The sequence below is a fragment of the Sagittula sp. SSi028 genome, from assembly GCF_048553715.1.
GTDB lineage: Bacteria > Pseudomonadota > Alphaproteobacteria > Rhodobacterales > Rhodobacteraceae > Sagittula.
Map to the genome: position 1 here is coordinate 144,639 of NZ_JBLZNC010000005.1, position 19,601 is coordinate 164,239.

21 protein-coding genes are annotated in these 19,601 nt (G+C 62.1%); 13 read left to right on the top strand and 8 right to left on the bottom strand.

From position 1 onward, the window contains the following. Positions 1-104: 104 nt before the first annotated feature. The 4 genes from ACN5AZ_RS11340 to ubiA all read right to left on the bottom strand — a co-directional run bounded on the left by ACN5AZ_RS11340 (position 105) and on the right by ubiA (position 4,516). Complete coding sequence (locus tag ACN5AZ_RS11340) at positions 105-977, bottom strand: TIGR01459 family HAD-type hydrolase (RefSeq protein ID WP_419428995.1); 873 nt, start codon at positions 975-977, stop codon at positions 105-107. A 92-nt stretch (positions 978-1,069) separates the two neighbouring features. After that, complete coding sequence (locus tag ACN5AZ_RS11345; protein ID WP_419428996.1) at positions 1,070-1,399, bottom strand: hypothetical protein; 330 nt, start codon at positions 1,397-1,399, stop codon at positions 1,070-1,072. A 22-nt stretch (positions 1,400-1,421) separates the two neighbouring features. Then, positions 1,422-3,488 (bottom strand): OmpA family protein, encoded by a 2,067-nt coding sequence (locus ACN5AZ_RS11350; RefSeq protein WP_419428997.1) that lies wholly within the window; start codon positions 3,486-3,488, stop codon positions 1,422-1,424. A gap of 62 nt (positions 3,489-3,550) precedes the next feature. Continuing rightward, positions 3,551-4,516, bottom strand: coding sequence for a 4-hydroxybenzoate octaprenyltransferase (gene ubiA / locus ACN5AZ_RS11355; protein ID WP_419428998.1), 966 nt, complete (start codon positions 4,514-4,516; stop codon positions 3,551-3,553). Between the two features lie 18 nt (positions 4,517-4,534). Here ubiA and ACN5AZ_RS11360 point away from each other — a divergent pair, with 18 nt between their 5' ends. From ACN5AZ_RS11360 to ACN5AZ_RS11375, 4 genes are all read left to right on the top strand, one after another. Next, positions 4,535-5,260 carry a 16S rRNA (uracil(1498)-N(3))-methyltransferase gene (locus ACN5AZ_RS11360; RefSeq protein ID WP_419428999.1) on the top strand — a complete coding sequence of 242 codons (726 nt, stop codon included), beginning with the start codon at positions 4,535-4,537 and terminating at the stop codon, positions 5,258-5,260. Between the two features lie 35 nt (positions 5,261-5,295). Beyond that, entirely contained in the window at positions 5,296-6,147 is an 852-nt protein-coding gene (locus tag ACN5AZ_RS11365; RefSeq protein ID WP_419429000.1) for a GNAT family N-acetyltransferase, read from the top strand. Next, positions 6,144-6,665: a hypothetical protein gene (locus ACN5AZ_RS11370; protein WP_419429001.1), complete on the top strand. Its 522-nt coding sequence runs from the start codon at positions 6,144-6,146 to the stop codon at positions 6,663-6,665. Before ACN5AZ_RS11365 ends, ACN5AZ_RS11370 begins: the two co-directional genes overlap by 4 nt. 64 nt (positions 6,666-6,729) lie before the next feature. Then, a complete protein-coding gene (locus ACN5AZ_RS11375) occupies positions 6,730-8,100 on the top strand; it encodes a glutamate--cysteine ligase (RefSeq protein ID WP_419429002.1) in 1,371 nt (456 codons plus the stop codon). 18 nt (positions 8,101-8,118) lie between these two features. Here ACN5AZ_RS11375 and ACN5AZ_RS11380 read toward each other — a convergent pair whose 3' ends face one another. The 3 genes from ACN5AZ_RS11380 to ACN5AZ_RS11390 all read right to left on the bottom strand — a co-directional run bounded on the left by ACN5AZ_RS11380 (position 8,119) and on the right by ACN5AZ_RS11390 (position 9,944). Continuing rightward, positions 8,119-8,691, bottom strand: coding sequence for a DUF805 domain-containing protein (locus ACN5AZ_RS11380; RefSeq protein WP_419429003.1), 573 nt, complete (start codon positions 8,689-8,691; stop codon positions 8,119-8,121). 452 nt (positions 8,692-9,143) lie between these two features. After that, positions 9,144-9,590, bottom strand: coding sequence for an ATP-binding protein (locus ACN5AZ_RS11385; RefSeq protein ID WP_419429004.1), 447 nt, complete (start codon positions 9,588-9,590; stop codon positions 9,144-9,146). A gap of 24 nt (positions 9,591-9,614) precedes the next feature. Continuing rightward, entirely contained in the window at positions 9,615-9,944 is a 330-nt protein-coding gene (locus ACN5AZ_RS11390; RefSeq protein ID WP_419429005.1) for an STAS domain-containing protein, read from the bottom strand. A gap of 87 nt (positions 9,945-10,031) precedes the next feature. Between ACN5AZ_RS11390 and ACN5AZ_RS11395 the strand changes: the two genes are divergently transcribed. The 5 genes from ACN5AZ_RS11395 to ACN5AZ_RS11415 all read left to right on the top strand — a co-directional run bounded on the left by ACN5AZ_RS11395 (position 10,032) and on the right by ACN5AZ_RS11415 (position 14,024). Beyond that, entirely contained in the window at positions 10,032-11,204 is a 1,173-nt protein-coding gene (locus tag ACN5AZ_RS11395; RefSeq protein ID WP_419429006.1) for an acetyl-CoA C-acyltransferase, read from the top strand. Positions 11,205-11,262: 58 nt separating this feature from the next. Then, positions 11,263-11,721: a GAF domain-containing protein gene (locus ACN5AZ_RS11400; protein ID WP_419429007.1), complete on the top strand. Its 459-nt coding sequence runs from the start codon at positions 11,263-11,265 to the stop codon at positions 11,719-11,721. Between the two features lie 24 nt (positions 11,722-11,745). After that, positions 11,746-12,372, top strand: a complete 627-nt coding sequence (locus tag ACN5AZ_RS11405; protein WP_419429008.1) for a LysE family translocator — start codon at positions 11,746-11,748, stop codon at positions 12,370-12,372. A 72-nt stretch (positions 12,373-12,444) separates the two neighbouring features. After that, positions 12,445-13,335 (top strand): homocysteine S-methyltransferase family protein, encoded by an 891-nt coding sequence (locus ACN5AZ_RS11410; RefSeq protein WP_419429009.1) that lies wholly within the window; start codon positions 12,445-12,447, stop codon positions 13,333-13,335. Positions 13,336-13,379: 44 nt separating this feature from the next. Next, a complete protein-coding gene (locus ACN5AZ_RS11415; protein WP_419429010.1) occupies positions 13,380-14,024 on the top strand; it encodes an RluA family pseudouridine synthase in 645 nt (214 codons plus the stop codon). A gap of 55 nt (positions 14,025-14,079) precedes the next feature. On the opposite strand, the gene ACN5AZ_RS11420 is transcribed toward ACN5AZ_RS11415, so the two are convergent. Then, a complete protein-coding gene (locus ACN5AZ_RS11420) occupies positions 14,080-15,519 on the bottom strand; it encodes an aldehyde dehydrogenase family protein (protein ID WP_419429011.1) in 1,440 nt (479 codons plus the stop codon). A 200-nt stretch (positions 15,520-15,719) separates the two neighbouring features. Here ACN5AZ_RS11420 and ACN5AZ_RS11425 point away from each other — a divergent pair, with 200 nt between their 5' ends. The 4 genes from ACN5AZ_RS11425 to ACN5AZ_RS11440 all read left to right on the top strand — a co-directional run bounded on the left by ACN5AZ_RS11425 (position 15,720) and on the right by ACN5AZ_RS11440 (position 19,558). Further along, complete coding sequence (locus ACN5AZ_RS11425) at positions 15,720-16,373, top strand: peroxiredoxin (protein ID WP_419429012.1); 654 nt, start codon at positions 15,720-15,722, stop codon at positions 16,371-16,373. A 163-nt stretch (positions 16,374-16,536) separates the two neighbouring features. Next, positions 16,537-17,514 carry an MrcB family domain-containing protein gene (locus ACN5AZ_RS11430; protein ID WP_419429013.1) on the top strand — a complete coding sequence of 326 codons (978 nt, stop codon included), beginning with the start codon at positions 16,537-16,539 and terminating at the stop codon, positions 17,512-17,514. Positions 17,515-17,698: 184 nt separating this feature from the next. Continuing rightward, positions 17,699-18,739 (top strand): succinylglutamate desuccinylase/aspartoacylase family protein, encoded by a 1,041-nt coding sequence (locus ACN5AZ_RS11435; protein ID WP_419429014.1) that lies wholly within the window; start codon positions 17,699-17,701, stop codon positions 18,737-18,739. Between the two features lie 30 nt (positions 18,740-18,769). After that, the gene (locus ACN5AZ_RS11440; RefSeq protein ID WP_419429015.1) at positions 18,770-19,558 is read left to right on the top strand and encodes an exodeoxyribonuclease III; all 789 of its coding nucleotides are present in this window, start codon (positions 18,770-18,772) and stop codon (positions 19,556-19,558) included. The last annotated feature ends 43 nt before the right edge of the window (positions 19,559-19,601 follow it).

A 19,601-nucleotide genomic window follows, 5' to 3' on the forward strand; every position in this document is an offset into this window, starting at 1 on the left:
CCTCCTGAATCCTCACGCGGCAATCGCGAGGTAATAAAACCATCGCCCGGACGGGCTTCGGGAAATTTTATTACTTCGCAATTGCGGCATTGGCAAGGGGCGGCTTAGCGCAGCTGCCCGATGCTATAGGTCGGAGAGATCATTTCCTTTTCGACATAGGCGTTCAGAGCGTCGGGCTCCGGTTGCTCTGTCGTGTTGGTTTCTGCCCGCGCCAGACCGCCTGTGATAAACAGGGAGTCGATGTCCTCGCCCATGGCGCCGTCGATGTCGGTGTGCGGCCCGTCGCCGATGGCCAGAATGGCGCTGTCGGGAATGCCCTGACGGATCTGGTTCAGACGACGGCGTGCAAGATCGTAGATCGGCGGATGCGGTTTGCCGAAATACAGGCTCTCGCCGCCCATTTCCGTGTAAAGCTGCGCCAATGCACCGGCACACCATTCACGGGTCTCGCCGCGATCCACCACGATGTCTGGGTTGGCGCACAGCAGTTTCAGGCCCTTTTCCTTGGCATACAGGAACTGCGGGCGGTTCACGTCGGGGTCGGCATGGGGATCGAAGGGACCGGCGCAAACGATGCCCTCTGCCTCGTCAAGCTCCACACGCTGGATGTCGACGGGATCATTGATCAGGGAAAGCGGCTCGAAAAACGTCTCGTCGAATTCCTGGCCCATGAACCAGACCTTCTGGCCGACAGCGCCGGTGAACATGGCCGCGCGTGCCGAATCGCCCGAGGTCGCAATGGCGTCATAGGCGTCGGTGGGCACGTTAAAGCGTTCAAGCTGCTTGGCGACCTCGTGGCGCGAGCGGGGGGCGTTGGTGACAAAAACGACAATGCCGCCCTTGGCGCGGTAGGCCTGCAGCGCTGCGACCGCCGAGGGAATGGCCGTGATGCCATTGTGGACACAGCCCCAAAGATCGACAAACAGGGCGTCGTAGCGATCCGACACCTCGGACAATGCGGTGATGAGTTGCGTCATGGGAACCTCGTGATCTTTGGCGTTGCGCAATGCATAAGCGCAATGATCGCCAAAGGACAGGGTTCCCGTTCAACCTGTGGTCAGGCGGCTTTTCAGGCTTTGCCTTGGACGCGTTCGACGTAGACGCGCATTTCCTCGGCCTCTTGGCGGGCTTCGCGCAGACCGTCCATTGCGGCGGACAGCTCCGCCTCTGTCTGGGCAAGCTGGTTGGTCAATTCCGCCTCGCGCTGCTGCAGATAGGTGATCGCCTGATCGCGCGTTTCCTCGGCTTCATGCAGTTCCTGGCTCATGCGTTCCAGCTGATCCATGTCAGCTTGGCTGACGCGTTTGAAACGATGGATCAGCCAGTGTGCAAACCAGCCCAGACAAAAGGCGACAAAAAGAATGATCGCCGTGGTGATGATGAACTGCGTTCTGTCCATGTGTTCGTTCTGTCCCTCAGGCTTATTCGCCGTCGTTGCCGGTTGTCTCCGGCTTGAAATCCGCACCACGTACCGCACCAGCAGGCACGGCCTTGTCCGCGCCGATGGCGGCGGCGGCTTCGGTGGCTTCGGGGTCTTGTAGCGGGGTCTGCGCCCCGGCGCTATCGTCGGTTTCACCTTCGGGCGCGGTTTGTGCGTCTTCTGTGGTCTCGGCCGCGTCTGCGGCAGGCTCGGACGCGGCGGCTTCCCCCTCGGTCGGGACCGCATCTGCAGAGGCTGCGGCGTCGCCGACCAGTTTGAATTCGATGCGACGGTTTGCCTCGCGCCCATCGTTGGTGTCGTTGGTCGCGATCGGCTGCGTCTCGCCATAGCCCACGACCGTGTAGCTGGACACGGGCACCAGACGCAGGCGCAGCGCTTCGAGAACGGATTGGGCGCGGTCGCGGCTAAGCTGCTGGTTCATGGTCTCGCGACCTTGGCTGTCGGTGTGTCCGCCGATTTCGAGCGGAATATCCCCGCAGGTTTTCAGCAGATCAGCCAGATCGTCCAGAATCCCGCGGGCCGAGCCGTCCAGCGTGGCCGATCCCGGCTCGAAACTGATCTTGCGGCTGCCGACGGTGGTGATGATCAGCGCTTCGCACTCCTGCGGCGAGGGGATGCCCAGCGACGGGTCTAGCCGTTCGACATAATCCACATCGATGTCGAAGGTCGCCTGCTCCCCCAGTTTGCCGACCAAAAGGGTGGCGATCTGGGCGCTGGCTTCCTTGTTGCCGGTGCTGCCTTTGACGGTGACCTCGTCCGGGGTGACGACGATTGTGCCATTGGCCAGCATCGACAGCGCTTCCAGCCCGGCGAGGGTGCGCACGCTCCAGTCCATCGGCAGGCCTTCGACGACGCGGGCGGCGGTGTAGACGTCCTCGGACCCGAAGGCCGCGCGGGCAAAGCTGTCGGCGGTTTGCCGTGCGATTTCCGAATTCATCCGGCCACGCAGCTGGACCTTGCCCTCGGGTGACAGGGTGGCGGTGAAATCCGGCGGGCCTTCGGCCTCGGCCTCTGGGGGCTTTGGCAGCACGGCGTTCAGAACAAACACATCCGGCAGGACGGATTCCAGCTCGCCGACCACGCGGTCAAAGGTCGCTTGCGCGGTGCCTTCCAAGGCGACCAGCGTGACATCCGCGTTGGAAAAGGTCACAGACCCACCGCCCAGCTCATTCAGCTTGGTGATGGCAAAATCGGCGGCATCGCCCCAGCGGCGCGACGGCACGCCCAGACCCAGCGTGCAGGTGGCATTGCCCTCAAGGCCCGCACGTTCGGCGGCGCGCAGAATACGATCACGCGAGGCTTCGGTATCGGCAGAGCAGGCATCGAACCGTGTGCCGTCCTCATCGCTGATAAAGCGCAGGGTAAAAGGGGAAATCACCGGACGCGGCGCCGACAGATCCAGCGCCAGCGCGACCCCTTCGGGTTTGCGGCGGTTCAGGGTGGTTTCCAGACGGCTGCGCGCCTCGGCGCTTTCGGTCATGGCCTTGATCTGGACCTGTTCCGCGTCGATCGAGATCTTGGACCGGGGCAGATCCCGCAGCGCCTGTGTGGCAAAGCGCAGCGATTGGTCCCACCCGTCGGGGACAGGGAAATCGGCGGATTCCAGAAGATCCGATACCTCGAGGCTGCCCGCAATCTGCTGGAACTGCTCGATCAGCTCTTCGCGGTCGGTTGCGGCAGGAATAAGACCGATCACCGAAATGCCCGCATCATTGCGCAGGATTTCGATGGAAAAGCGCGGCGGGGCGATGTCGGCGGCCTCTTCGACCAGCATCTGGTCGATCACGCGTGAGGCATCCACCACCCGACCCGCCGCGGACAGCGCATGAAAGCGTGCGGCTTCATCCGGGGCGGTGCCGATCAGAAACACCTGCAGGCCGTTGGTGTCCACTTCGGCCCAGGTCAGCCCTTCGCTGTCGAGCTGGTTCAACACCCCGGACTTCGACCCGTTTTCGATCATCTGGACGGAAAAATAGGCCGCGAGCAGGCTGGCCCCGCCTGCAGTGGCAAAGGCTCCGGCGATGGTGAGTAGCGATGACAGCCGCATGTGGTGCGATAGTTCCATATTATCGGTTAAGGGTTGATACGCGCGCGGACCCGGTTGCGCAATCAAGCGATGATGGCAGCGGCGAAAAACAGCACGGGCAGCAGGCCTGCATCCCGATTTGACCGGAATAGTTGTAAAAGCCTTTCGTTATCATCCAGTAGCAGGCGTCTTTGCTGCCAGACCATGTGCCAGCCCATGGCCCATGGTCCCATCAGCAAGATCACAAGTTTTAAAGGCTCTCCTGCAGGGGCGGCGCTGATGACGGCCAGCCCCATGAGGCTGACGGTGGCCGCCAGAAAGTAGGACAGCCAGCGCGGCGTGTCGTCGGCAAAGAGCCGCGCAGTGGATTTTACCCCGATCAGGGCGTCGTCCTCTTTGTCCTGATGGGCGTAGATTGTGTCGTAGAACAATGTCCACGCCATGCCCGCCAGATACAGGCCGACGGCAGGCCACTCCAGACGGCCGCTGTGCGCGGTCCAAGCCAGCAAAGCGCCCCAGTTGAAGGCAATGCCTAGAAAAACCTGCGGCCACCACGTGAACCGCTTGGCAAAGGGGTAAATCGCCACAGGGACAAGGGAGACCACGCCCAAGACAATCGCCGCAGGCGGAAAGGTGATGAGGATGGCAAACGCGATCAGACATTGCACCACGGCCCAGACCAAGGCCTGTTTGGCGCTGACCTGACCCGACGGGATCGGGCGCGAGGCGGTGCGCGCCACAGATCCGTCGATATGGCGGTCTGTGATGTCATTCCATGTACAGCCCGCGCCGCGCATCAGGACCGCGCCGATGGCACAGCCGGTAAAGATCCACAGATCGAACCACCCGGCGCGCCCGTCCGCCACCATGGCCAGCGTCAGCCCCCACCAGCAAGGCAGCAGCAAAAGCCATGTGCCAATCGGGCGATCGGCACGCGACAGCCGCAGATAGGGGCGGGCAAAGGCCGGGGCGTGGCTATCCACCCAATTCCCTTTCACAGCGTCGGAAACTTGGCCCTCTGCCTCTGGCGTCTGGTCTGTGCCGGTCATATGGTCCGCCTCATGGATATGGAAAAACCCAAAACTCGGCTGTTTGTAGACCACCCGTTGGGCGAGGAACAGGCCATCCCGCTGGAACGCGAACAGGCGCATTATCTGTTTGGTGTCATGCGGCTGGACGCTGGCGCTGCGGTCGCCGTGTTCAACGGGCGCGATGGCGAATGGCGCGCCGAGGTCACGCAGGCGGGCAAACGCGGCGGGACGCTGCAATGTGTCGCGCAGACCCAACCACAAAGCACGCCGCCTGATGTCTGGCTGATGTTTGCCCCTGTCAAAAAGGCGCGCACCGATTTTATCGTCGAAAAGGCGGTGGAGATGGGCGCGCAGCGCATCGTGCCGGTGCAAACGGAATTCACAAACTCGGAACGCTTGCGCGTGGACAAACAGCAGGCGCATGCGGTCGAGGCGGCGGAACAATGTGGCGCGACCTTCGTTCCCACCGTAGAGCCGTTGCAACGGCTGGACCGCCTGTTGGCAGATTGGGACCCGGCGCGGCGTATCCTGTTTTGCGATGAAAGCGCGGTTGGCGCGAAAGTTTCGCTGACTGCGGTGACACCCGGCCCATGGGCCATTCTGATAGGGCCAGAGGGGGGCTTTTCCAGCGCTGAGCGGGATCGCCTGCGGGGGCTGGACCATGCTGTGCCGATCAGTCTGGGGCCGCGTATCCTGCGGGCCGAGACAGCGGCAGTGGCGGCCATGACCGCGTGGCAAATGGCGGTGGGCGACTGGAGCTGACGCCCGCCTCAACTCAGGACAAAACAGGTGACGTGATGCGCAAAGCGACCCAAGCCGACATTCCCGCCATGCGCGCGTTTTTGTCCGCGCATATCGAGACGTCGATGTTTTTGTTGTCCAACCTTCTGGACCACGGCGTGGACGAGACGCAGGCGCCCCATGGCACAACGTTCTACCTGACCGAAGACAGCGGCGCGCTGACTGGCGTCTTTGGTGTGACGAACGACGGCTTTTTGCTGTGTCAGTCGCCGCAGATCGATGACGGGGCGGCGCAGGATTTTGCCGAAGCCCTGTCGGGCCGGTCCATTCAGGGCATGACCGGCGAGGCCCGTCAGGTCGCGGTGGCGTTACAGGCATTGCCGGTCCCAGACGATGCATGGCGCGTCGATCGGGTGGAGCCGCTTTTGACCTGTGACCTGGACGGCGTGACAGCCGCTGGCGAAGTGCGTGTCGCGCGTGACGCAGATGTAGATATGTTGGTCAGCTGGTTTGCCGACTATATGGCAGAGACCGGATTTGGCGGCGAAGGTGCTGCCTTGGAAAAACAGGCGACCGAGCGTTCCCGCGCGGTGGTGGGGTCGCCCAAAACACGCCTGCTGATCGAAAACGATGTGCCGGTCGCCATGGCGGGGATCAACGCCCGCGTCGGTGCGGTGGTTCAGGTGGGCGGCGTGTTTGTCCCGCAAGGCTTGCGGGGGCAGGGACGCGGTGGCGCCGTCACCCGCTCGCTTCTGGCCGAGCAAAAAGATCACGGTGCTACACGTGCCATCCTGTTTGCCGCCTCCCCCGCGGCGGAGGCGAGCTACAAACGGATCGGATTCACGCCCTGCGGCGGCTACCAGATCGCTTTGCTGAGCGCGCCGCTGACGCTGGCGGTGCTCTCATGATCCGCCCCGAGGTGGCCGCGCTGTTGCGCCGGTATCAAGAGCTGCTCGCAGGCGTGGCCGTGGCGGCCTTAGGCCTGTATTGGCTGGTTTTCTCCGGTGGGCTGCTGCGCTGGATCGGTGCGGCCGTGGTTCTTGCGGGCGGTGCATTGGCGATTGCGGGCGTGCAACGGGCGCGGTTCCGGCAGGGCGGCGGAGGTCCGGGCGTGGTGCAGGTGGTGGAACGGCGTGTCAGCTACTTTGGCCCGCTGGACGGCGGGGTGCTGGATCTCGATGCGCTGACCTCGCTTGTGCTGGACCCGTCGGGGACGCCGCCGCATTGGGTGTTGCGCAGTGCAGGGCAGCCGCCGCTTCACATTCCGTTGACCGCCAAGGGGGCTGATGCGCTGTTCGATGCCTTTTCCAGCCTGCCGGGGCTGCAGGTGGACCATATGTTACGGCAGGTTGACCACACGCCTGCCGGTCCTGTGGTGATCTGGCGCACAGCCGCTGCGCAGGATGCGGTGACGCGGCTGCATTGACAGTCTGGAATTATGCCGACAGGACGTTACCTGCACACGATACGAATTTTGCGGGAGCGCCCTCATGTCCATTCCTCAGTCCGGCGGCGGGCCAATCGAAAGCCGGGACCAGCTTGCAGCTTATCTAGAGGCGGGGATCAAGGCGAAGGACGATTGGCGCATCGGCACCGAGCACGAGAAATTCGGCTACTGCAAGGACACGTACAAACCGCTGCCCTATGACGGCGAACGCTCGATCCGCGCGGTGCTCGAAGGGCTGCGCGACCGGCACGGCTGGGCACCGGTGACCGAGGGCGACTATCTGATCGGGCTGACCAAGGACGGTGCCAATGTCTCGCTGGAGCCGGGTGGCGCTCTGGAGCTGTCCGGCGCTCCGCTGGAGACGATCCACCAGACCTGTGACGAGGTCAACGAACACCTGCGCGAGGTCAAAGGCGTGGCCGACGAGATCGGCGTAGGCTTTATCGGTCTGGGCGCGGCACCGCAGTGGTCGCACGATGACATGCCGCTGATGCCCAAGGGCCGTTACAAGTTGATGGATGCCTACATGGACAAGGTGGGCACCACGGGCAAACAGATGATGCGGCGGACCTGCACGGTTCAGGTGAACCTCGATTTCGGGTCCGAGGCGGATATGGTGCAAAAGATGCGGGTCGCGCTGGCGTTGTCGCCTGTGGCCACCGCGTTGTTTGCCAACTCCCCTTTCTTTGACGGCAAACCCGTGGGCGTGAAATCCAAGCGTATGCAGATTTGGGAAACGCTGGACGATGCGCGCACCGGCATGTTGCCCTTCGTGTTCGAGGAGGGTTTCGGGTTCGACGCTTGGGTGGACTATGCGCTCGATGTGCCGATGTATTTCGTCTACCGCGACGGGAAATATGTGGATGCGCTGGGCCAGTCCTTCCGCGACTTCCTGAAGGGCGAGCTGCCCGCGTTGCCCGGCGAAATTCCGACCCTGTCGGATTGGGCTGATCACCTGACGACGGCATTCCCTGACGCGCGTGTGAAGAAATACATCGAAATGCGCGGGGCGGATGGTGGCCCGTGGCGCAGGCTTTGCGCACTTCCGGCGCTTTGGGTCGGACTGATGTACGATCAGGGCGCATTGGATGCGGCGTGGGATCTTTGCAAGACCTGGGATGCGGAAACTCGCGAAGGCCTGCGTCTGGCGGCCACACGGCAGGCGCTACAGGCCGAGGTCGGCGGTATCAAGATGCACGATCTCGCTCGCGAGGTGCTGTCGATTGCCGAGGCCGGACTGGTCGCACGGGCGCGCGCCGGGTCTGGCGGGCTGGTCCCGGACGAGACGCATTTCCTCAACGCGCTCAAGGAAAGCGTCGACAGCGGTAAGGTGCCCAGCGATGAACTGCTAGAGCACTATCACGGCGACTGGGGCGGCGATCTGAGCCGCATTTACGACGCCTATTCCTACTAAGCCTGACGGCCCGTCGGATCAGGCGGGCTGTTTCAGGATGTGGCGGCGGTAATAGTCGCTGATCTCTGCCTTACGGGCGGCCTGTGCTTCGGGCGTGATGCTTTGGTCCGCTTGTTCGAGCGCGGCGTAGCTGTCCCAGGGAGAGGATTTTCGACCGTTCTTAGATGTGCGGGCTTGTTGCTGTGGCTCGTGCAAGGGGCGCAGATCGACACCGGGCGCGGGCCCCCAGCGATTGCTGTGATCCGATTTGGTCAGCATCAGAATCAGCATCCAGATCCCGCCAATCAACGGCACAAAGACGATAAGATACCAAAAGCCGGATCGCCCCGTGTCATGCAAGCGGCGGATTGTGATGGTGAATGTGGGCACCAGCGTCAGCAAGGACAGCCAGATCGTGGACAGCTTCCACATCTGATCCGGTCCAAATGCTGTGGGATCGTTCAACAGACTTTGCCCATCAGAATAGGCGCAGAGGCCGCTTAGGGCAAAGACCGCCAGCATCGACCACCAGAATTGCGACCGCGTGGCACGCCCCCGCAGGTCGAGCGCCGAAGTGACGTAGTGATGAATTGCCGCGATTGGTCCCGCCATCTGCTTTCTCCGAAAGATCCTGTCACCCACAGGTTGCATCGTGTTCGCGGCATAATTGCGACCGCGGCGGGAAAACTTAATGAACTGTTTATGTCTGGGAGGGAAAGAACCTCGGCACCGGACACTGGGTGGGGGCTGATAACGTCCGGTGCCGAGGTGAAGCCATATGCAGCTACAGGCGCAGGTATCGTTTCCAAGAGGGGCGGTAATAGGGAGTGAATAGGGCAATTCCGGGATGGAATCTGGCGGGTTTGGGTCGGGCCAGACGCGCATTCCTTCGCTGTAAGGAAAACAAAAAAGCGCCCCGATTTGGGGCGCTGAAAGAAGTAACCTCGGTGCCGGGCACTGGGTGGGGGCAAATAACGCCCGACACCGAGGTGAAGCCATATGCAGCTACAAGACCGTGTCTATTGGTGGAATCCGGCGCAAATGCGACCTGGGAAAGACCATTCTCAGGCAGGGTCATTTGCGTCCAAGTGAAGATCGAAGCGCAGGATGTTTTCGCCAGCATGTCGACGGTAGCTCAGATTCTCCACGCTTTTGTGAATCAGTCCCCAGCCAAAGCCGCCCTCGGGGAGTTTGTCGATCTGTGGGTCTGGATGAGATGGCACAGATCCCCCGGGCATCTCTGCGCCCGTGTCCTTGAGCGTGACGTGGAAACTCCGCCCTCTGAGGATCACGTCCAACCGGATCTGGCCGTCGGTCCTATCGCGGTAGGCGTGTTCAACGACGTTGTTCAGCGCTTCTGCCAGAACGATTTCCCAAAGCGGACAGTGTTCGGCCGCAGTGCCGTGTAGAACCTTTCGTAGGTCCAGCAAGGCACCCCGCACCGCGAGGGGAGTTCCGTCAAAGCGTGCCTGGATCACAATGTCACCGGACGGTGTGCGATCAACGTGCATGCAGGGTCTCCCCGATGGGACGGGTCAGGCGTCCAGTGCGACTTGCAACGTCGGATGGATCTGAAAAATCGAATCCATGCGGGTCATGCGAAAAACCTTGTCCACGGCGGGGCGTAACCCGGCGAGCTCCAGTCGTTCCTCCGCAGGCATCAGCTTCATCGCGGCAACGATGGCGCCCAGCCCGCTCGAATCAATAAAATCCACGCGATCCAGATTCAGGATATGGCGGCCCTGCGCATCTGCGAGCTCCGCGCGCATCATGTCCTTGAACTGGATGGCGATGGCGGCGTCGATACGGGATGCGTCCACTGTGATCACGGTGACCGACGCATCGGATTGTTTGATGAGTTGCATGGCGGTCTTGTCCTTCAGCTTGGCGCAGACCCTAGACGCCATTCCTTACCATTCGGTATGCAAGTGTCAGGAGATGGGAGAGAGATCATGAAAGATGTGGTTATCACGGGCGCGGCCCGCACGCCGATGGGGGGATTTCAGGGGGTTTTTGACGGTGTGGCGGCTTCGACCTTGGGCGGTGCGGCAATCCGGGCGGCCTTGGCGCAGGCGGAACAACCGCAGGTGGATGAAGTGCTGATGGGCTGCGTTTTGGGCGCGGGGCAGGGGCAGGCCCCGGCCCGTCAGGCGGGCTTTGCCGCCGGTTTGGGCGAAGAGGTCCCCGCAACCACGCTGAACAAGATGTGCGGCTCGGGGATGAAGGCCGCGATGATGGCGTGGGACAGGCTGGCCTTGGGGCAGGCGGACACCATGGTCGCGGGCGGCATGGAGTCGATGACCGAAGCCCCTTACCTTCTACCCAAGATGCGCGGTGGCGCACGCATCGGCCACGGCGCGGTGGTTGATCACATGTTCCTCGACGGGTTGGAGGACGCCTATGACAAAGGGCGGCTGATGGGCACCTTTGCCGAAGATTGCGCCGAGGCATTTCAATTCACCCGCGAAGCGCAGGATCAGTATGCCTTGGCCTCACTGTCGAACGCTCTGGAGGCAGAGCGCTCTGACGCCTTTGTCGCGGAAATTTGTCCTGTCACCCTGCACCGCCGCCACGGCGAGGACGTTATCACCCGCGATGAACAGCCCGCAAAGGCGCGACCGGAAAAGATCCCGACGTTGAAACCGGCCTTTCGGAAAGACGGCACTGTGACGGCGGCCAATTCATCGTCGATCAGCGACGGTGGCGCGGCCTTGGTGCTAAGCACCCTTGAAGCGGCAGAGGCACGGGGTGCAACACCACGGGCGCGCATCCTTGGCCATGCGTCCCATGCACAGGCGCCAAAGGATTTCCCAACCGCGCCGGTTCCCGCCACACGCAAATTGCTGGATCGCCTGAGCTGGTCGGTGTCCGATGTGGACCTGTGGGAGGTGAACGAAGCCTTTGCCGTGGTGCCGATGGCCTTCATGCACGAGATGGGCGTGCCGCGTGACATCATCAACGTAAACGGCGGGGCCTGCGCGCTGGGACATCCCATCGGCGCATCGGGCGCGCGGATCATCGTGACATTGCTCAACGCGCTGGAGCGGCGCGGCCTGAAACGCGGCGTGGCCGCGATCTGTATCGGAGGTGGGGAGGGCACCGCCATTGCGATCGAGCGGATGTAGGCACAACGCGCGCAGGTGGGGGCTGGTCCCCGTCTGCGCGCCGTGCCAATACAGGCACATGCGCATAGATTACGATACCTTGACCAAAACCATCGCCGCTCTGACAGAGGGCGAGACCGACAGCGTGGCCCTGATGGCCACCGTCGCTTGCGAAGTGCACCACGCGGATGAGCGTTTCCACTGGACCGGATTTTACCGCGTGGTCGCCCCGGAGCTTTTGAAGATCGGCCCGTATCAGGGCGGGCATGGCTGTCTGGTCATCCCCTTTGCCCGTGGCGTCTGCGGGGCCTGTGCCCGCACGCAAGAGGTGCAGCTGGTCGATGACGTTGATGCCTTTCCGGGGCACATCGCCTGCGCCAGCAGCACACAGTCCGAACTGGTTTTGCCCGTGCGCAACGCCGCGGGCACGTTGTTGGGGGTCTTTGATATCGACAGCGATCATCCGGCGGCCTTCACGCAGGAAGACGCCATACGCCTTCAGGCCATTCTGGACGATGTTTTTGCCGAAGCGCGCTAAACGCCGCGAGTCCGGGCGCCTGTCATGACGTTTCACGCGTGGTTGGTCTTTGCCGCATTCTGGGTGCTGTTCGTAACATCGCCCGGACCAAATGCGGCGAACTGTATTCAAACCGGCATGACCCACGGATTTATACGCGCCTTGTGGGGCGTGCTTGGGATCTTGTGTCAGGCGGCGCTGTTTCTGGGGCTGTCGGCAGTGGGCATCACCGCGCTGATTGCGGCCTCGCCCACGGCATTTTTCATTGGCAAACTCGCAGGCGCGGCTTTGCTGATCTGGCTGGGCTTGCGCAATTGGCGACGGGCGGCACAGCCATTGGCCGCGAATGAGGTTGCCGCACAGGAGCCGGCGCGGCTGATCTGGCTGCGCGCCTTTATGGTCGCCACGATCAATCCGAAATCCGTGGCGGGTTACCTCGCCGCGTTTTCGCAATTCGTGATGGATGACGTGCCGATCGGCCAGCAGATGTGGGTCATCGTGCCAACAGCGCTGACGATCACGGCCATGAGCTATGCGATGTACACCGGACTTGGGGCTTGGTTGGGCCGACGGGCGATGTCGGCGGTGGCCAATACCACCATCCGGCGCGTTCTGGCGGGGTGTTTCATCTTTTACGGGCTGGCACTCGGGGCGACCGCACTGCCCTTCTGAGACGAAGGCTTGCGATGTGCGGATGCCGTGCTAGATCGCCGCGCAACGCAACACCACAGGAGCCCCGGACAGATGCAGATTACGTTACTTGACGGTGGCATGGGGCAAGAGCTGATCCATCGTGCCGGGGACCAGCCGACGCCGCTGTGGTCGACGCAGGTGATGATCGACCGCCCCGGTCTGGTGCAGCAGATACACGCCGAATATTTCGCCGCCGGGGCCACGGTGGCCACGACAAACACCTATGCCATTTTGCGTGACCGGCTGGCGTTTGCCGGTGCCGAAGACCGCTATGAGGCGTTGATCACCGCCGCGCTGGACGAGGCAGAGGCCGCACAACTGCATGCGGGAACAGGCCGGATCGCGGGGGCCACCGGCCCGCTGGGCGCAAGCTACCGGACCGACAAACACCCAAGCCTGACTGAGGCTGTGCCGCTTTATGCGGAAAAGATGCGCCTGATGGCCCCGCGTGTCGATCTGATCCTGATTGAAACGGCCGCCTCCTTGCTGACCGTCGAATCCGCTTTGCAGGCGGGGGAACAGATCGACCGGCCGATCTGGCTTGGTCTGTCTGTGGACGATGAGGACGGCAGCCGCCTGCGCTCGGGCGAGGCTTTGGCCGATGTGTTACCAATGCTGGACGGGCGGGCGGATGCGGTTCTGGTCAACTGCTCGGCCCCCGAGGCGATGCCTGCCGCGCTTGATATCCTGCGGCCTGCTGGGCTGCCGCTTGGGGCTTATGCCAATGCCTTCACCCAGATTACGAAGGCCTTTCTTGCGGATGCGCCGACGGTGGATGCGCTGAGCGCGCGCCGTGATCTGGGGCCGGAGCGGTATGCGGACCACGCCATGTCATGGATCGATCACGGCGCGACGATTCTGGGCGGCTGCTGCGAGACCGGCCCGGCCCATATCGCAGAGCTTGCCCGCCGGTTGCGCGCAGCAGGGCACGAGATCGTCTGAGCTCCAGGCTTTGCAGCGCGTCAAAGATGCGGTAGGCGCGGGGCATGAGTGACTATGCCCCCCCCTCCGGTGATATCCCCGTCCTGTATGAAGACAGCGATCTGCTGATCGTCGACAAACCGTCCGGCCTGTTGTCCGTGCCGGGCAAAGGGCCGGAGCTGGCCGATTGCCTGCTGTCGCGGCTGGAGCGGGCCTTTCCCACGGTGCGGCTGGTGCATCGTCTGGACCGCGATACCTCTGGCGTGATGGTTTTTGCGCTGACCGCCCATGCGCAGCGCCATCTGGGCCAGCAGTTCGAGGTCCGCAAAACCAAGAAAACCTATGTGGCTCGTGTGACGGGGCGGCTGGAGCCCAAGACCGGAGAGGTGGAGCTGCCGCTGATCGTGGACTGGCCCAACCGCCCGCGCCAGATGGTCTGTCATGACACGGGCAAACCGGCGCTGACCGGATACAAGGTGCTGAAATCCTCGGATCTGGAATCGCGGGTGCGGCTGTTTCCGCATACGGGGCGCAGTCACCAGCTTCGGGTGCATATGTTGGCGCTGGGCCATCCGATCCTTGGCGATGAACTCTATGCGCCGGAGACGGCGGATCAATATCCGCGCATGATGTTGCACGCCGAAGAGCTGCGCGTGAACCACCCCGAAAACGGCAAAGGCATGAGCTTTCGCGCCAAGGCGCCGTTCTAGACGAAAACGGCGCCCCCCGGAGGGCGCGCCGCTGATCTGAGTTATGGTGGGCGGTTTATTCCGCGACCCAGCCCGAGATCGCTTTGACCTCGACAAAGTCATGGATGCCCCATGCGCCGCCCTCGCGGCCATTGCCGGACTGTTTCATACCGCCAAAGGGCGCACCGGCCCCACGCGACTGGCCGTTCATCTCGACCATGCCGGAGCGCAGTTGACGCGACAGGCGACGCAGGCGTTCCGGGTCGGAGGACTGCACATAGTTGGTCAGGCCGTAGACCGTATCATTTGCCATCTCGACCGCCTGCTCTTCGCTGTCGAATTTCATGATCGACAGGACAGGGCCAAAGATCTCCTCGCGGGCGATGGTCATGTCCGGGGTCACGTCGGCAAAGACCGTGGGGCGCACAAAGAAGCCTTTGTTCAACCCTTCGGGACGGCCAACGCCACCGGCGACGACGCGCGCGCCCTCGTCGATGCCCTTCTGGATCAGATCTTGGATCTTGTTCCACTGGGATTCGTTGACCACGGGGCCGATGTGGCGGCCATCGTCAGACGCGGGGCCGACGGTGACGCCTGCCGCCACGGTTGCGGCCTCTTCGACGACCGCGTCATAGCGCGGGGCCTCGACCATCATGCGCGAGGGCGCGTTGCACGACTGGCCGGTGTTGTTCATCATGTGCAACACGCCGCGCTTGACCGCCTTGTCGTCAGCATCGACAAAGATCAGGTTCGCGCCTTTGCCGCCCAGTTCCAGATGCACCCGCTTGAGCGTGTCGGCTGCCGCCTTGGAAATCGCGGTGCCTGCGCGGGTCGATCCGGTGAAGCTGACCATATCCACGTCCTTATGCGCGGACAGTTGCGAGCCCACGCCCGCGCCATCGCCGTTCACAAGGTTAAACACGCCCTTGGGCAGGCCTGCGGCATCCATGATCTCGGCAAAGATCATCGCGTCGATGGGGCTTTCCTCGGACGGTTTGAGAACCATCGTGTTGCCCGCCACCAATGCCGCGCCGACCTTGAGCGTGATCTGGTTCATCGGCCAGTTCCACGGTGTGATCAGGGCGCAGACGCCGACAGCCTCGTGGCGGATCAGCGTGTCAGGGGCATGATCGCCCAGCGGCTTTTCCCACTCAAAGCTTTTGGCCGCTTTGATGAAGTTGGCCAAATGCCAGCTGCCTGCCGTGGCCTGCGAGCTGCGCGACATGGCGATGGGGGCGCCCATCTCTGTGGACATGGCCTGTGCCAGATCCTCGGTGCGTTTTTCGTATTCCGCCAGCACGCGCTCCAGCGCGGCGATGCGCTGTTCGGGCGGCGTGGCCATCCAGCCGGGCAGGGCGGCTTTGGCGGCGGCGACTGCCGCTTCGGTGTCGGCGGTTCCACCCAAAGAGATGACTGCGCAGGGCTCCTCGGTGGAGGGGTCGATCACGTGGTGGTCGCGGCCTTCCTTGGGGTCTACCCAAGCGCCATCGATGTAGAATTGCCGTTTCTCGAGCATTGCCGATCCTCCTGATCAGTGGTTAGGTCGCGCCAGAACAGCGTGCCGTCCCACAAGGTCATTTTCCGGCATATAGGCCGGTGTCTGGCGGCACCTTGTCACCGCCGCGAAAGCGGTGCAAGCAGGCTTTGAGCTGCGAAAATTGCAATGAACCCTTTGCCTGAACTGGCATTGAAACACGTCAATCGAAAGGACAAACAATGGCTTTGCGCATCAACGACCAGATCCCGAACCTGCACGTGGTGACAGACCTTGGCGAATACGATCTGCACGATTGGATCGGTGACGATTGGGCGATCTTCTTTTCGCACCCCAAGGATTACACGCCCGTTTGCACCACCGAATTCGGCGCCGTGGCGCAGCTGTCCGACGAATGGGCCAAGCGCGGCACCAAGGTCATGGGGATCTCTGTTGATGGCGTCGAAGAGCACAAGGGCTGGAAAGGCGACATCGAGAAAGTCGCAGGCACCGGTGCTGGGTTTCCGATTGTCGCGGACAATGACCTGAAGGTTGCCAAAGCGCTGGATATGTTGCCTGCGGACGCCTATCTGCCCGACGGTCGCACCCCTGCGGACAGCGCCACCGTGCGGTCTGTGTTCATCGTCTCGCCGGACAAGAAGGTGCAGCTGATGATGACCTACCCGATGTCCGTCGGGCGCAACTTTGCCGAGGTGCTGCGCGCGCTCGATGGCCTGCAGCGCACCTATCAGCAGCCGTTGGCCACGCCCGCCAACTGGGAAGTGGGCCAGGATGTGATCGTGGCGCTGTCGCTGGACAACGACGCCGCAACCGAGAAATACGGCGATCTCGACATCAAGTTGCCCTACCTGCGGTTTGCAAAGAACCCGGGCTGATTGCGGCACAGCGTATATCTTGCGGGCGTCCGGTTTGGGCGCCCGTTTTCATTGGCAGGCGGGGTATAACCCCGCCCTACGGACCGCCGGAAAAAACTTGCCGCGCTGGTCTCAAAAATTTAACGCTTACCCAAATTACCCGGATTTCTGAAAAGGCTTTGTTATGCTCGCCGAATATTTATCCCGGCTCGCGACTGAATACTCTTATGAGCGTGCTAAATCCTTCACCGGTTCGAAATTCGGTGAATTTGTTCGACACGACATCGCTGTAGAGGCCAAGAAGGTTTTGATGCTTTGGCCATTTGAACTGAAGGTGAAAGCGAGCGTTGGCCAAGGTGTTTGGGCCTCTGTACCTTGGCTCGCTTTTTTCGATCCTTTGATTACTGAAACGGCAACGGCGGGCTTTTACGTTGTTTTCCTAATTAATCCGGACGCGCAGACAGTTACGCTTTCGATGAATCAAGGGACCACTAATATCTACAAAGATTTCGGACAGTCTCGTGGCCGTGATGTGCTTAAGCGAAGGGCGCGCGATATGGCCGATCGCGTTCCAGAGTTTGCAAAGCGCTTTTCTGAAGAGGCAATTGATCTCGGCTCAGAGGCTGGGCTTCCTGCTGGTTATGAAGCTGGGCATTCTTTTGGGAAAGTTTATAAAGCCGGTAGCCTCACGGATGATCAGCTTTCTGAGGATCTCTACGAAATGCTGCTTGCCTACGAAGCTTTGGTGAATCGAGGCGGTACTACGCCAAGCGAGGTGATGCAGGAAGAGGCTGGGGGAAAGGATATTAAAGAAACCCGACGCTACATCCTTTCCCGCCGTATTGAACGTTCGCCCAGGGTTCGGAAAGCGGTGCTAAAAGCTAAGCCGCCAATCTGTGAGTGCTGCGGGCTGGATCCCAAACGTGACTACGGATTTGCTGGGCCTGCTCACGAAGCGCCGCTCGACGTTCATCATGCAGCACCGTTGAATGGCTTGGCAGAGGGCGAAACTCGCCGCTATACGATACCGGATGATTTCATGGTTTTGTGCCCAACCTGCCATCGCATGATCCACAAGATTGGCGCGCCATCTGACCTCAAGAAGCTTCAAAAGATGCTGCGCTTCAAAATTGCTCGGGAAGTAGCGTACTTCACTCAATGATAATTGCGATCTGTCACTGTTATGTCATTTTATAGCAAAGCGTCGCCTGATAGCGCTGTATTCAACGAGAGATCGAAGCTGTCACCGCACCAATCCCCGGGTGCTCACTCTTCCCCTCCACCCACCGCCCCGCTATACCCAAACGCGGCGGGCTGGCTTGACCCGCTCAGTCAGGGGAACAGCCATGCGCGAGCCGTTTATTCTCGGGGGGAAGAGCATCGCTCCCGGCAGCCGCAAGACTGTCGATCTGCCCGTATCGGTCCTGTCGGATCACACGCCGGTGACGCTGTCGGCGCATGTGGTGCACGGGCGCAAACCGGGGCCGGTCATGTTCGTCTCGGCTGCAATCCACGGCGACGAGGTCATTGGCGTTGAAATCGTACGTCGTTTGCTGCGCGCGGGCCCAGTGAGCCGTCTTTCAGGCACGCTGATCGCGGTGCCGATCGTCAACTCCTTCGGGTTTCTGAACCAAAGCCGCTACCTGCCCGACCGCCGTGATCTCAACCGCTGTTTCCCCGGCCATGAGCGGGGATCGTTGGCGGCGCGCCTTGCGCATCTGTTCATGACAGAGGTGGTGGCGCGCTGCGATGTGGGCGTCGATCTGCATTCCGCCGCCGTCGGGCGCGACAATTTCCCGCAGATCCGCCTGACGCCGGGCAGCGCGCGTCTGCGCGAGCTCGGCGCGGCCTTTGGTGCGCCGGTGACCATGACATCGAAAGTGCGCGAGGGGTCCTTGCGGCTGGAGGCCGGTGTCGCCGGTGTGGATGTGCTGTTGTACGAGGCGGGCGAGGGGCTGCGGTTTGACGAATTTGCCGCACGCGCCGGCGTGTCCGGCATCCTGCGTGTGATGGAACGGCTCGGGATGATCGGCCATCGCGGCGTGCCAAAGGCGCGTGGCCTGTCGGTCTTTTGCGAGAAATCCTACTGGGTGCGCGCGCCGTCGGGCGGGCTGCTGCGCACGTTGAAGGCCTGCGGCGACTGGGTCGAGACGGGGACTGTGCTGGGCATCGTCTCTGACCCCTTTGGCGAGCAAGAGGCCGAGATCTTGGCCGAGGCGGACGGGATCGTCGTGGGGCGCACGAACCTGCCGGTGGTGAACGAAGGCGACGCCCTGTTCCACATTGCCGAGCCTGCGCTGAAGAAACACGCCGAGGCCGCAGCCGAAGAGGGCTTTGACGCGCATCTCGACGGGCAGCCGCTCTTTGACGAAGACGAAATTATCTAAAGACGGGCCTCGTGGCCGAAAGGAGACATCATGGCGTTCACTCTGGCGACGTGGAACATCAACTCGGTCCGGCTGCGGGCCGGTCTGGTCGCACGGCTGATGGGCGAAGAGGCCCCCGATGTGATCTGTCTGCAGGAATGCAAATCGCCGGTCGACCAGATCCCTTTGGCCGATTTTGCCGCTCTGGGGTATGGCCATATGGTCGCGCGGGGGCAAAAGGGCTACAACGGCGTGGCCATCCTGTCCAAGCTACCGATCACCGATGTGGGCGACCGTGACTTTGCCGGTCTGGGCCACGCGCGCCATGTGGCGGCCAAGCTGGACAACGGCGTGACGATCCACAATTTCTACGTCCCTGCGGGCGGTGACAAACCCGACCGCGAGATCAACGAGAAATTTGGCCAGAAGCTCGATTACCTGTCCGAGATGCGCGACTGGTTCCACAGTGAACGTCCCGAGAAGGCGATCCTTGTGGGGGATCTGAACATCGCCCCGCGCGAGGACGATGTCTGGGATCACAAGAAACTGCTCAAGATCGTGTCCCACACCCCGGTGGAGGTTGACGCGCTGAATGCTGTGATGGAGGCGGGCCAATGGGTGGATGTGACACGGCAGGACGTCCCCGAAGGCAAGCTGTATTCGTGGTGGTCTTACCGTGCGCGCGACTGGTCGGCGGCGGACAAGGGGCGGCGTCTGGACCATGTCTGGGCGACCTCTGACATTGCGGCGGCGGGGCATGGGTCGCGTGTCCTGCGCGATGCGCGCGGATGGGAGCAGCCCTCGGACCACGCGCCGGTCTTTGCCAGCTTCGATCTGTAAAACCACGCAGGCCTGCGGCGCGCTCCCCTTGCATCCCGAGGGG